Below are 13,455 nucleotides of genomic sequence, written 5' to 3' on the forward strand. Positions count from 1 at the left end.
GGTATCTGGCCGGTACTGTGAGTGTGTGCCAGACGCTGAAGATTCCGCCGAAACAACCGGGCCCCTTGCCGGCCTCCGCTTCGCCTACGTTGCGGGTGTGACCCCTGGGAAATGGATCCGACGGTGGGAAGAGCGCATGCCCAACTTTCCGTTGCACTCGTTCATGTCCGACGACGACGCGCAGGTTTCGGTGTTGCATGACGGTTCCGCTGACCTGAGCTTTGTTCGGTTGCCTGTGGACCGTGAAGGCCTGAACGTCATCCCTCTTTATGAAGAGCAGCCAGTGGTGGTCGCTCCCAAGGGGCACGAGATCTCCGTGTTCGAAGAGGTGGCCCTTGAAGATCTTTCCGACGAGAACTTCCTCGACATTGAGGAAATGGGCGGGCCGGACATGGCCCTCCAGGTTGTCGCGTCCGGTGCTGGGCTGGCGATCCTGCCAATGTCAGTTGCACGGCACTTGAATGCCAAGGACACCGTCATGCGCCGCCTGACCGGCGCTCCCGGGACGCAGATCGGCCTGGCTTGGCTGGTTGGAACCGACAGTCCCGTGATCGAGGAGTTCATTGGAATTGTGCGTGGGCGGACCGCGCAGAGTTCACGCCAACCCTCGGCCCAGCAGGAGAAGCCCAAGAAGGAACCCAAGCCCGACCGCCGCGGGGGAGGCCCCAGGAAGCCTGCAGTCGCGCAGCGTTACGCCCCGAATCCTGACAAGGGCCGGGGCAAAGGTTCGCGCAAGAAGGGCAAGCGCTAGCTACGCGCCGTGAATTGCGGTCTGTTGCTGCTCTGAACGGTTGAGATAGGCCAGAAGAAGGTCGCCGGCCCGTTCCAGCTCTCCAGCCTCCAGCGCTGAACAGATGCGCTCGTTTTCTGTGAGCCAGTCGCTGTAGAAGTGCGCATTCAGGGTGGCCTTGTGGAAGTAAAGGCGCATCTCGGCCAGAATCTGGGCCATGATCGTGTTCAGCCGGTTGCTCTCGGCGAGGGCAACAATCGCGCCGTGGAAATGCTGGTTGGCACTTCCCAAGCCTTCGTTGTCCTTGGCTGCCGCTGCCCGCTTCCCCTCGTCGACGGCGGCCCTGACGGCGGCGATGCGTTCCGGTGAACCGCCCGCCCGGATGGAACTGACCTCAATCGCACGGCGAACCGTGTAAACGTCGTGAATGTCGCCTGCTTCAAGGGTGGCAACAAAAACGCCCTTATTGGGCTGGCGGAGGAGCAGCCGTTCACCGGCCAGCTCAGCGAATGCTTCGCGGACCGTGTTCCGGGAGACGCCCAGATCCTCGGCAATGGTGGCTTCGGTCAGCTTGGCCCCCGGGACCAGGAAACCTTCGGCCAGCTGGTAGCGCAGCTCTTCGGCGACTCTTTCGGCAACGGAAGGAACTCTCATGCGGACCCGGGCCCGCGCGCTGACAAGGCCAGCGGTTCCGTCTTTTTCCTGATCTGCACTGGCCATGACACCAAAATTACACGATTGCCCAAAACTGGGATCGCTGGATTGTTGAACAATCCAACAGATTGAGGCATTCTAGATGTAACGCACATCACGAGGCAGGGATCACATCATGGCAATCATCGACATGAACAGCGACGTCGGAGAGTCTTTCGGGCGCTGGACACTCGGCGATGACGCAGCCATGTTCGAGTCGGTCTCCAGTGCAAACGTTGCCTGTGGATTCCACGCTGGGGACCCCAGCGTCATCCGCAGCACCTGCGAAAAGGCGGCGAAGGCCGGCGTCGTCATCGGCGCCCATGTTGGTTACCGCGACCTCGCTGGATTCGGTCGCCGCTTCATGGACATCCACCCCAGGGAACTGGCGGATGATGTGGTGTACCAGATTGGTGCCCTGCAGGCTCTGGCGGCCACCGCCGGTGCACGCGTCCAGTACGTGAAGCCCCATGGTGGCCTCTACAACGCGATCGTGAAGCACACGGCCCAGGCCCGTGCCGTCGTCGAAGCTGTGAAATCGGTGGACCCCAACCTCCCGATTCTCGGCCTCCCGGGCTCCGAAGTACTGCGTCTCGCCGAAGAAGCAGGCCTTCGAGGCGTCGCCGAGGCTTTTGCCGACCGTGCCTACAACCCGGATGGAACACTGGTTTCCCGCTCACAGGCGGGCGCCGTTCTCCATGATCCGGCTGAAGTGGCAGAGCACGTCCTTCGCATGGCCACCGAACAATCCGTCAAGACCATTGATGGTTCCATCCTGAAAATCCGCGCAGAAAGCATTTGCGTGCATGGTGACTCGCCGGGGGCCGTTGCAATGGCCACCGCAGTGAAGTCCGCTTTGGGCGAGGCCGGCGTCACCGTCGGCTCGTTCCTCTAATCCGTTCCATTCAGGCCCAGCACTACATCCCTCACCCCCGGAGGAAACCATGACCAGCACCAACAAGGCAGCCAAGGCCGTGACAAGGAAGCCACCGGCCGGCGCCATCAAGGCGTACGTCGCCAGCCTCACCGGCACCTCGCTTGAGTACTACGACTTCGCCATCTACTCGGTGGCTTCGGCCCTCGTGTTCCCCAAGATCTTCTTCCCCGGCAATGACGAATTTGTCGCGTTGCTGCTCTCGTTCTCGGCCTTCGCAGTTGGCTACCTGGCCCGACCCATTGGCGGCGTCATCTTCGGCCGACTGGGCGACAAGATCGGCCGCAAGTACGTCCTGGTCTTCACGCTCGTCCTGATCGGTGTCGCAACTGTCCTGATCGGCGCATTGCCCGACTACTCGGTGATTGGCGTCGCGGCTCCCACCATTCTCGTCCTGCTGCGCCTGGCGCAGGGCATTGGCGTTGGCGGCGAATGGGGCGGGGCTGTACTGCTCTCCAGCGAATTCGGCGATCCCAATAAGCGGGGTTTCTGGTCTTCCGCAGCACAGATCGGCCCGCCTGCCGGTAACCTCATGGCCAACGGTGTCCTTGCCATCCTGGCCGCCTCGCTGAGCGAAGAGGCCTTCCTCTCCTGGGGCTGGCGCGTAGCCTTCCTTGCCTCCGCGTTGCTGGTGGTGTTCGGCCTGGTCATCCGACTCAAGCTCGAAGAAACTCCGGTGTTCAAGGCCATCCAGGCCCACGGTGATCGTCCCAAGGCTCCTATCAAGGAAGTCTTCACCACGCAGCCCAAGGCACTGGTCGCCGCAGCCCTGTCCCGAGTTTGCCCTGACATCCTTTACGCGCTGTTCACGGTGTTCGTCGCCGTTTACGCCACCAAGGAACTGGGCATGACAACGGGCAACGTCCTGTCCGCCATCCTGATCGGCTCCGCCTTCCAGCTCTTCCTGATCCCGTTGGCCGGCGCGTTGACGGACCGCTTCAACCGACGCTGGGTCTACGGCATCGCTGCAGCTGCGACCGCAGCCTATATCCCGCTGTTCTTCCTGATGATCCAAGGCAAGTCAGTAGCCATGTTGACCGTCGGTACGGTCATCGGCCTGGCCCTCCACGCCTTCATGTACGGACCTCAGGCGGCCTTCATCACCGAACAGTTCCCGGCCCGTCTCCGTTACGCCGGCAGCTCGCTGGCGTACACCTTGGCCGGTGTGATCGGTGGGGCGGTTGCACCCATCATCTTCACCGCTCTCTACGGAGCAGCAGGTGGCGGCTGGTATTTGATCGCTGTTTACATCCTCGTCGCTTCTGTTGTGACGATTGTTGGCATGCTCCTCGGTCGCGACCCCAAACCGGAAGAAGACGTCCGTTTGATGCAGGGGACGCACGCTCAGCCGGCGTCGTAGCGAAAAATGGAAACCGTGATGCACACAGCCACCGCAAAAAGGGTTCGTTCTGTCAGGCCTGTCGGTACCCGTGCCGTGCTCGCTGAACTGGATGGGCTGCAGGACGTCTTGGCCCTGCAGGACATGCTCAACAAGTCCCCGCTGCAGGGACAAGTGGACGTTCTTGCCGCCGCCGAAACTGTCATGGTGGTGGGCGAGTCCGCAGCGGCCACCCGCGCCATCGGCACCCGGTTGCTCGAGCTGGAAATCACGGCTCCGGAAGTCACCGACTCCGGGCTGGTGGTCATCGAGACCGTATACGACGGCGACGACCTCGCCGACGTCGCGGAGCTCACCGGCCTGAGCGTGGACGGCGTCATAGCCGCCCATACCGGCCAGATCTGGACCGTTGCCTTCGCAGGCTTCGCACCAGGTTTCGGCTACATGGTGGGCGAGAATGAAGCACTCACGGTTCCCCGCCGCTCTTCCCCGAGGACAGCTGTCCCCGCTGGATCTGTAGCCCTTGGTGGCCAATACTCGGCCGTTTATCCCCGCAGTTCACCAGGCGGTTGGCAGCTGATTGGCCGGACCGGTGCGCGGATGTGGGACCTTGACCGTGCACAGCCTGCCTTGGTCCGCCCCGGTGACCGTGTGCATTACAAGGCCGTCCGCGAGGTTGTGACAGCCGGCGCACACTCGGCAGGGAATACCTCAGCCGGCGACTCCCCGGCCGGCGGCTCCGACAAGGAGCGCCACACTGAGTCCGGTCTTCGGATACTGAATCCAGGGCCGCAGAGCCTTGTCCAGGACCTCGGCCGCCGGGGCTTCGGTCCGCTGGGAGTGTCTGCTGCCGGGGCTTTGGACCGGGCATCGCTGCGCCGCGCCAACCGGCTGGTGGGGAACGCTTCGTCGGCTGCGGCCATTGAGAGCGTCAACGGCGGCCTCACGGTGGAAGCAATCGGCGACCAAGTGATTGCCGTGGCGGGTGCGCCGACGACGCTGACCATCGAGTCGCCGTCGTGGGTTGATTCTGAAGGATCCGACGACGACGGCTACGTCCAGCCCGGCTCTCAGCGGACCGTCCCCATGGCCGCGCCCTTCGCACTGCTCGACGGCGAAGTGCTCACCGTGGGGGCTCCCGAGTCGGGATTCCGAAACTATGTGGCGATCCGTGGCGGCGTTGATGTCCCTGAGGTTCTGGGCAGCCGGTCCGCTGACACGATGTCCGGGATTGGTCCTGCGCCTTTGGCAGTCGGCCAGGAGCTTCCGGCTGGTGAAGACACCGCATCCACAGCCGTGGGAAGCCCAGAGCTCCAACCGGATTTCCCCGGCCTCCCCGGCCATGGCGTCACGGTACTTGACGTCGTTCCCGGACCACGTGCCGACTGGTTCGACCAGGAAGCGCTTGATTCCCTCTGCGGCCAGGACTGGCTGGTCACGCCGCAGTCCAACCGCGTGGGCATGCGCCTGGACGGAACCCCGTTGCGGCGCACCCGTGAGGGCGAGCTCCCCAGCGAGGGCACCATGGCCGGCGCCCTTCAGGTTCCGCCCGCGGGGCTGCCCGTCCTCTTCCTGGCGGATCACCCCATCACAGGCGGCTATCCGGTGATTGGCGTGGTGCGTGACGAACACCTCGACCTCGCTGCCCAGGTTCCCATCGGCGGACGGATCCGTTTCCGCCTCGTTCCGGATGCGCCGGACTTCACCACGACGTTTACCAAGACCCCAGAGAATTGAGTATTTGATGCGCAAGGTCCTGATCGCGAACCGCGGCGAAATCGCAGTCCGCATCGCCCGAGCCTGCGACGACGCCGGCATCCAGTCAGTCGCCGTCTATGCAGACATCGACGCAGATGCCATGCACGTTGGTGCTGCCGACGAAGCCTACAGCCTGCGCGGCAACTCGCCGGCTGATACCTACCTGAACATTGGGAAGCTACTGCATGTTGCCGAGGAATCCGGCGCTGACGCCGTCCATCCCGGTTACGGTTTCCTGTCCGAGAACGCTGACTTTGCACAAGCAGTGCTCGACGCCGGACTCAAGTGGATCGGCCCGTCGCCGGAGTCGATTCGCCAGCTGGGCAACAAGATCACGGCGCGCGATATCGCCGTCCGCGCCGGTGCACCTTTGGTGGCCGGCAGCGACGGCCCGGTGTCGTCTGCGGCAGAGGCCCGCGCTTTCGCCGAGGAACACGGACTCCCCCTTGCGATCAAGGCGGCCTTCGGCGGCGGTGGCCGCGGCCTGAAAGTGGTTCGTGAGCTTGCCGAAGTAGAGGAAGCCTTCGACTCCGCAGTGCGTGAAGCAGTGGCTGCATTCGGTCGCGGCGAGTGCTTCGTGGAGCAGTACCTCGACCGGCCCCGGCACGTGGAGGCGCAGGTCATCGCAGACATCCACGGCAACGTGGTGGTGGTGGGAACCCGCGACTGCTCCCTGCAGCGACGCCACCAGAAACTCGTGGAAGAAGCTCCGGCGCCTTTCCTGAGCGACGAACAGCGAAAGCAAATCTACGAGGGCTCCAAGGCCATTGTCCGCGAAGCAGGCTACTACGGTGCCGGGACAGTGGAATTCCTGGTCTCAGCTGACGGGGCCGTGGCTTTCCTGGAGGTCAACACCCGCCTTCAGGTCGAGCACCCCATTACGGAAGAGACTGCGGGGATTGACCTTGTCCAGGAGCAATTCCGCATTGCTGCCGGACTGCCGCTGAGCATCACGGAGGACCCCGTTGCCCGTGGACACTCCTTCGAGTTCCGCATCAACGCAGAGGATGTCGGGCGCGGGTTCCTTCCGTCGCCGGGCACCGTTGCGTTGTTCGAAGCCCCGACGGGACCCGGCATCCGAATGGATACCGGTGTCCGGTCCGGTTCCTTCGTGGCGCCACAGTTCGACTCCCTGCTGGCCAAGTTGATCGTGAGCGGAGCTGATCGCCAGCAGGCACTCCGCCGCGCACGCCGGGCCCTTGCCGAAATCAACATCACCGGCCTCCCCACCGTTCTGCCGTTCCACCGCGCGGTTCTGGAATCCGAAGACTTCACGTCCATTGCCGGAATGCGGGTCCACACCCGATGGATCGAAACCGACTTCGCGGACCAGATCCCGGTGGATCCCGAGTACAACGTGGTGGCCACGGAAGGTGCGCGCAGAACCATCACCATCGATGTGGACGGAAGACGCCTCGCCGTGGGACTACCGGCTGACCTGCTGGACGGCTGGGCCCGATCAGGGCAGGGCCTTCCTGCCGCGCCAGACGTGACGGGTTGGCCGGGTTCTGCCGCCGGTACCGGGGACTCGCCAGCCGAATCCGCGCTCGTCTCCAGCATGGCCGGCACAGTAGTGAAGTGGCTGGTGGAACCCGGTGAAGAAGTCGCCGCGGGTGACCCCTTGGTGGTCCTTGAAGCCATGAAGATGGAAACCCAAGTTCCCGCCCACCGGACTGGTACGCTCTCCGAGGTCCTGTCCGCACCGGGCGGAGTTGTCACCGCTGGCGCCGTGCTGGCCCACATCCAGTAGCTCCGCTAGGCGTGTGCCGCCGCTGATATGCCCAGCACGCTGTCCAGCAAGCTATTGCGGAACTTGCCAGTGGGGTCGTTCGCCTGAACCAAGGCGCGGAAGTCTTCGAACCGCGGGTAGAGCGCTGCGAAGTCGTACTGCCCGGGCGTGAAGAGTTTGCCCCAGTGCGGCCGTGCCCCGAACGGACGCAGGGCTTCCTCAAGCTCCGGGAGCACTGCTTCCACGTCAGACTGGAGGGGCTTCCACGTGAAGTGCAGCGCCACACTTTGCTGCTGATAGAACGGGCTGAGCCAGAACTCGTCAGCGGCAATGGTGCGGATTTCCGAGATGAACAGGAGCGGCGCCAGCTTGCCTGCAAGCGCGCGGACTGCCTGCAAGGCAGCAGGCGCCTGGTCCAGCGGCAGAAGGAACTCGCTCTGCAGCTCCTCACCGTTGCTCGGTGTGAATTCGTGGCGGAAATGCGGCAAGCGGTCCAGCCATTTTCCAGCGACATCCAGCTGCTCGGTGCAGTTTTCGGCCGACATGTCCGGCAGGGGGTGCATGGCCGCGGTCGCCGCTGTTGCTCCAAAGAGGTCCGGCAGGGGAGCCTCGGAGTCGAGTGCTTTGAGCCAGACCTGCGGGATGGTGTCTCCGGCGTAATCCGTGAAGAAGCTGACGCTGTAGGCGCTGGATGCGATGGCCTGGAAGTTCGCCAAGGCACCTTCCCACGACAACCCGGTGAGCACACGCTGCCGGACCTCGTAGCTCGGGCGGACTGCCAGCTCAAGTCCCGTGACGATGCCAAGGGCTCCCACGCCCACCACGCTGGCGGGGAATTCGTCGTCGTCCGCTGTCAGTGTCACCAGCTCGCCGGAGGCGCGCACCAGGTCAACACCCACGACGGCGGCAGCCAGCGAGGGGTTGTTGACCCCACTACCGTGCGTGCCGGTTTGGATGGCGCCGGCGACGGAGATGTGGGGGAGCGAAGCAAGATTGTGGATGGCGTAGCCCTGCTCCTCGAGCGCGCGACCCAGGGCGCCGTAGCTGATGCCGCCGCTGACCTTGACCGTGCCCTTCGCGACGTCCAGCAAAACTTCCTGGGGGAGGGCGTCGAGGAGGATGTGGGTCCCGTCCGTGTCGGCCACTGTGTTGAAGGAGTGCCTGGAGCCGAGGGCCTTGATCTTGGTTGCGTTCGCCACGAGCTCCTGCAGTTCAGCCACCGAGGTGGGGCGGTGGACTTCCGCGGAGGAGTATTCGAGGTTTCCTGCCCAGTTCTTCATTGAAGGATCTTCCCATCTGGCGTTATACGGACGTCCATAAATTGTTAACGTTCACAAATAGTTGAGTCAAGGGGTGTCCAGCCCTTGCCGATAGAGTTCAAGAAACCCGCTGTCTACCAGGAGCTGCACGTGAGCCAGGGATCCAAGCCCACCATCCGGGACGTTGCGAAGGCGGCTGACGTATCGCTGACCACTGTGTCCTACGTGCTTTCCGGCCGTCACGGCGGGACAACGCGGATCAGCCAACCCACACAGGACCGGGTGTTGGCGGCCGTGAAGGAGCTCGGTTACGTGCCCAATCAGGCCGCGCGAGGCATGCGTCGGGGGAAGACGGACGTGGTGGCGGTGGCTATCGGGAACCTCGATTGGCCATGGGACCGCGCCCTCGCCACGGCGGCGGCCCGGATCCTCCCGGAGCGTGGGTACCAACCGGTGATCCTGCTGGGCGACGATTGGCGGAAGTTCATGATGTCCGGGGGCGCCGATGGTGTCATCATCGGCTACTTCCCCGAGGCCAAGGCAGACGACGAAACCGTCACCGAACTGGCTCGCCGCGGCGTCGCCCAAGTAGTGATCTCCGGAACCATGAAGCCCGCCGGGTTTGATGTCCTGGCCCCCGAATCCGATGAAGGGCTCGCGGAGTGCATGGAATTCCTCACCAGATCCCACCGCAGAATCGCGTGCATCCGCAGGGCAGACCCAGCTGGACGGCCCAAGAGCCGCTTTGCCGCCTATGCTGCCGGGTTGGAGAAGGCTCGCATACCCCTGGATGAGTCCTTGGTCAGGACGTCGCAGCACCACCCTGCCACCGCGTATCGGTCAGCGGTGGAACTACTCCAACTGCCGGACAGGCCCACGGCCATCTTCTGCACGGACGACATGGAAGCGCTGCAAGCCATCCGTGCCGCGTACCGCCTGGGCCTGCGGGTCCCTGAGGATATCCAGATTGTTGGCGTAGGAAACTCCACTGAGGGCCAGGAGTACGACCCGGCCCTGACCACTGTTGGTCCGGACCCTATTTTTGAGCAGGTGGTCAGGATGTTGCTTGATCGCTTGGCGGGTGTGACGCCAGCGGAGGGAATCCGGATTGCTTCGCCATGGAAGTTGCACCATCGAGGCACCACGCAGCCCTAGGAGCTAGTCCTTCAGTGGGCGGCGCGCCAGCCAGGCAGCCACAATTGCCCCCGAGATGTTGTGCCACACCGAGAACACGGCCGACGGCAGTGCGGCCAAGGGGCTGAAATGCGCTGTGGCCAGCGTGGCGGCCAGTCCGGAGTTCTGCATGCCAACCTCAAACGCGAGGGCGCGGCGTGCCTTGTCGTCCAGCCGGCCGACCTTGCCCGCGAGGTAACCCAAGCCCAGACCGAAACCGTTGTGGAGAACGACTGCCAGGAAAACGATCGCGCCTGCAGCCACGATCTTGCTGGCACTTCCCGCAACGACAATGGCTACGATCAGCGAAATCACGACGGCGGACGCCCACGGCAGTGCGGGAAGAACCTTTGCGACGAGCTTCGAGAGGAAGAGGCGGGCCAGCAGGCCAGCGATGACCGGCAGCAGCACCGTCTTCACGATGTCCATCACCATGGCACCCGCTTCGATGTGCAGGAAAGATCCGGCCAGGAAAAGTGTCAGGGCAGGGGTCACGATGGGCGCGATCAGCGTGGAAACCGAGGCGACGGCTACGGAAAGGGCAACATCGCCCTTGGCCAGGAACGCCATGACGTTCGAAGCGGTACCCGAAGGTGCGCAACCCACCAGGATCAGCCCGACGGCCAGTTCCGGCGGCAACTGCAGAAGGACGGCGATGAGCCATCCGGCGCCGGGCATGATCACGTAGTGCGCCACAATGCCAAGGGCAACGGCCCATGGACGCCGGGCCACCGAGGCAAAGTCCGGCGGGGTGAGCGTGAGCCCCATGCAGAACATGATGACGCCCAGCAGGTAGGGAACCGCGACGCCCATTGGTTTGAACAGATCCGGAACCAGGAAGCCGAGGACTCCTGCTGCAACCACCAGGAGTGGGAACACAGTGACAGCGATGCGCGCAATCTTGGCTTCAGCCGCAAGGGCGGCGTTGACGGGCGCAACGGCTTGTTCGGTTGTCGACGGGGTATTGGTTGCCTCAAGCATTCATCCATGCTCACACTCGGCGCCCAACCCGAACGACTTCGTTACATCCACGCAGGGGTATATGTCAGACAACCGCTGTTTCGCACCCAACTAGGTGACAGTAAACGCACCACTGAGCCCTCATTAGGACGTGTGCTGTTACCTAGTTGGGAGGGGCGGATCAGGAGTTGAGCTTCCCGGCCAATCTCTCGCGCATGCGGATGCTGGCCTCGTTGAGCCCGATAAACTCCACCTCGCGCCCGTGATTCCTGTACTTTTCGGTCACGGAATCCAGCACGGCAACAGTGGACGCGTCCCAAATGTGGGAGCCGTGCAGATCGATGATCACACGATCTATGCCTTCTGAGGAATCTTTTGCATAGTCGAACTGCGTGTACAGATCATTGGACGACGCAAAGAACAGCTCGCCGTCCACGGTGTACGTGGCAACAACTTCGCCGTTGAGCTCGAGTTCCGTCCGCTCCACCGTTGCGAAATGAGCCACCCGCCGCGCGAACAGCACCATGGCAGTCAAAACGCCGACGCCGACACCCACCGCGAGGTTGTGGGTCGCCACGACAGCGGCAACAGTAATCAGCATGACGGCGGTCTCCGACTTGGGCAGCCGCTTCAGGGTTGAGGGCTGGATGGAGTGCCAGTCGAAGGTGATCAGCGAAACGAAGATCATCACGGCAACCAGCGCGGCCATGGGGATCATGCCCACGACGTCGCCGAGGACCACTACGAGCACCAACAGGAAGACACCGGCCAGGAACGTCGAGAGCCGGCTCCGGGCGCCGGAGCCCTTGACGTTGATCATGGTCTGCCCGATCACCGCACAGCCACCCAGGCCCCCAAGGAACCCGGTGACGATGTTCGCCGCACCTTGTCCCCAGGAGACGCGGGTTTTGTTGGACCGGGTGTCCGTGATGTCGTCAACCAGCTTGGCGGTCATCAGCGATTCGAGCAGGCCCACCAATGCCATGGACAGCGCGAAGGGTGCAATGATCTGGAACGTCTCCAGGTTCAGGGGAACGTTGGGGAGGAAGAAACCGGGCAGGCTGTCCGGGAGTTCACCCTTATCGCTGACAGTCGGAACATCGATGCCACCCAGTACGGTGACCAAGGTGATGGCAACAATAGCCACCAAGGGAGCCGGAATGGCAGTTGTCAGGCGGGGCAGTCCGAACACAATGACCAGGCCAACGACGACAATCGGGTAGACCATCCACGGCACGTTGAAGAGCTCTGGCATCTGGGACATAAACACCAAGATGGCCAGCGCGTTCACGAAGCCGATCATCACGGACCGAGGGATGAACCGCATCAACTTGGTCACGCCGAGCACCGCCAGGATGATCTGGAAGACGCCGGCCAGGATGATGGTGGCAATCAGGTAGTCGAGCCCGTGTTCCTTCATGACGGGAGCGATCACCAATGCCACCGCGCCAGTGGCAGCGGAAATCATGGCAGGACGGCCGCCCACCAGCGCGGTGACCACGCCCATGGTGAACGATGCGAACAAGCCAATACGAGGATCCACACCGGCGATCACCGAGAACGCGATGGCTTCCGGGATTAAGGCCAGAGCCACCACAAGTCCCGCGAGGGACTCCGTCAGCAGCCGGCGGGGCGAGCGAAAAGTCGCCCGCAATGACATGAGTTGCTCCGGAGTCATGGGTCCTTACAGGGCAGGTTTCTTACAGTGCAGTCTGGCGGTAGCGCTCAATCTGCTTAAGACGCCGCTGGAGGCTGTCGCGCCGCGGGTGCGGAACGGCGTCGGGCGCCTCAGCAGTGAGATCAATGTGTTCGGTTCCGTACTGCCACAACAAGAGGTCATCCAGGAGGCGGTCGGGGCCGGGTGAATAGCGATGGTCCAGGGCCTTGCGGACCTCGGTGATCCGGTTGGCACTGAGAAGCCCGGCCAGCTCCACGGTCTTGGTGAGCCCGTGGGCGGCGAGCAGTTCGGCAGCCCATCCCCAGTCGTCATCAACTTTACGGTCAACGTGCGGCAGGAGCGTACGCCAGACGTCCCGGACCCGGTTGGGGGTCAGCGGCGAGCCGCCCTCACCCTCCAGGTCCCAGTAGCCCCGGACTTCCTCGTACCGCTCGTGAAGATCGGCGAAGGCGCTCTCCACTGTTTCCAACATGGCAGCTGTGGCAGTGAACTGGCGGTCAAAGTGGGGCGTCCACGCACGCGGGTCTTCGGCCTTGAACCGGATGTCGTGCTCGATCTCGCTCCAGGCGTGGGCAAAAACGGTGCGGATCTGGCATTCGAAGAAGTAGCTGCCGTTGGCAGGCATGTCCGGATTGAAGACGTGCTGGTATTCCTTCACGGCCTCGTTCTGGATGGTCCGCAGAATGAGGTGGCGGCTGGAGTATCCGTAGGTTCCCGACTCGATGGAGCCGATGTCCTTCTCACGGTCTCCGCGGCAATCGAAGAGCTGCCGCTGCCGCTTGATGATGTTGGCCACGGCGGCGTTCTCGGCCGGTAGCTTGGTGATGACACGGATGCCCACCATGTCATTCAACGTGCGGAAGGGATCCGGAAACTTCAACAACCGGGGGCCACCCGGCTCCAAGGGATCATCGGTGCGGGAGATCTTTTCCCGAAAGGACTCCACTGTCTTGGTCCGTCCTGTGACAAACAACGGAGTGACCTCGGCGTCATTCAGCATGTCCCTCAAGGTGAGCAGGACATCACGCGTGACCCGCTTCAGGGCAGGGCGGACACGCTCATAGAGCGCCACGTTTGCTTCCACTGCGTCGCGCTGATCCTGGTCCAGGCTGTCCCAATTGCTTGCCATGCCCCCAGCTTACGGGGCGGGTCCGACACTGAACCGAGCCACTCGCCGTCGGGGTGCCTCTAGCCAAACTAGT

At 63.2% G+C, this 13,455-nt stretch carries 11 protein-coding genes; 6 read left to right on the forward strand and 5 right to left on the reverse strand.

Going from position 1 to position 13,455, the window contains the following annotated elements; all coding sequences use genetic code 11:
* Nucleotides 1–25: 25 nt before the first annotated feature.
* Nucleotides 26–751, forward strand: coding sequence for a LysR family transcriptional regulator substrate-binding protein (locus QEH68_RS00310; protein ID WP_207595626.1), 726 nt, complete (start codon nt 26–28; stop codon nt 749–751).
* On the opposite strand, the gene QEH68_RS00315 is transcribed toward QEH68_RS00310, so the two are convergent.
* Nucleotides 752–1,450 (reverse strand): GntR family transcriptional regulator, encoded by a 699-nt coding sequence (locus QEH68_RS00315; protein WP_280625354.1) that lies wholly within the window; start codon nt 1,448–1,450, stop codon nt 752–754.
* Nucleotides 1,451–1,559: 109 nt separating this feature from the next.
* Between QEH68_RS00315 and QEH68_RS00320 the strand changes: the two genes are divergently transcribed.
* Genes QEH68_RS00320 through QEH68_RS00335 form a run of 4 tightly spaced genes read left to right on the forward strand, consistent with a single transcriptional unit; the run spans nt 1,560 to nt 7,204 of the window.
* Nucleotides 1,560–2,318, forward strand: coding sequence for a 5-oxoprolinase subunit PxpA (locus QEH68_RS00320; RefSeq protein ID WP_280625357.1), 759 nt, complete (start codon nt 1,560–1,562; stop codon nt 2,316–2,318).
* A 49-nt stretch (nt 2,319–2,367) separates the two neighbouring features.
* Entirely contained in the window at nt 2,368–3,717 is a 1,350-nt protein-coding gene (locus QEH68_RS00325; RefSeq protein WP_280625360.1) for an MFS transporter, read from the forward strand.
* A 6-nt stretch (nt 3,718–3,723) separates the two neighbouring features.
* Nucleotides 3,724–5,433 carry a 5-oxoprolinase/urea amidolyase family protein gene (locus QEH68_RS00330; RefSeq protein WP_280625362.1) on the forward strand — a complete coding sequence of 570 codons (1,710 nt, stop codon included), beginning with the start codon at nt 3,724–3,726 and terminating at the stop codon, nt 5,431–5,433.
* A gap of 7 nt (nt 5,434–5,440) precedes the next feature.
* Nucleotides 5,441–7,204: a biotin carboxylase N-terminal domain-containing protein gene (locus QEH68_RS00335; RefSeq protein WP_280625368.1), complete on the forward strand. Its 1,764-nt coding sequence runs from the start codon at nt 5,441–5,443 to the stop codon at nt 7,202–7,204.
* A 5-nt stretch (nt 7,205–7,209) separates the two neighbouring features.
* Here QEH68_RS00335 and QEH68_RS00340 read toward each other — a convergent pair whose 3' ends face one another.
* Nucleotides 7,210–8,463: a D-arabinono-1,4-lactone oxidase gene (locus QEH68_RS00340; RefSeq protein ID WP_280625371.1), complete on the reverse strand. Its 1,254-nt coding sequence runs from the start codon at nt 8,461–8,463 to the stop codon at nt 7,210–7,212.
* Nucleotides 8,464–8,592: 129 nt separating this feature from the next.
* Between QEH68_RS00340 and QEH68_RS00345 the strand changes: the two genes are divergently transcribed.
* Nucleotides 8,593–9,597 carry a LacI family DNA-binding transcriptional regulator gene (locus QEH68_RS00345; RefSeq protein WP_207595632.1) on the forward strand — a complete coding sequence of 335 codons (1,005 nt, stop codon included), beginning with the start codon at nt 8,593–8,595 and terminating at the stop codon, nt 9,595–9,597.
* 3 nt (nt 9,598–9,600) lie between these two features.
* On the opposite strand, the gene QEH68_RS00350 is transcribed toward QEH68_RS00345, so the two are convergent.
* From QEH68_RS00350 to QEH68_RS00360, 3 genes are all read right to left on the reverse strand, one after another.
* Nucleotides 9,601–10,596, reverse strand: coding sequence for a bile acid:sodium symporter family protein (locus tag QEH68_RS00350; protein WP_280625375.1), 996 nt, complete (start codon nt 10,594–10,596; stop codon nt 9,601–9,603).
* 160 nt (nt 10,597–10,756) lie between these two features.
* The gene (locus QEH68_RS00355) at nt 10,757–12,253 is read right to left on the reverse strand and encodes a SulP family inorganic anion transporter (RefSeq protein WP_207595634.1); all 1,497 of its coding nucleotides are present in this window, start codon (nt 12,251–12,253) and stop codon (nt 10,757–10,759) included.
* 22 nt (nt 12,254–12,275) lie between these two features.
* Entirely contained in the window at nt 12,276–13,382 is a 1,107-nt protein-coding gene (locus tag QEH68_RS00360; RefSeq protein WP_207595635.1) for a RelA/SpoT domain-containing protein, read from the reverse strand.
* Between the last annotated feature and the right edge of the window lie 73 nt (nt 13,383–13,455).

The organism is Paenarthrobacter sp. OM7 (genome assembly GCF_029873575.1).
Lineage (GTDB): Bacteria > Actinomycetota > Actinomycetes > Actinomycetales > Micrococcaceae > Arthrobacter.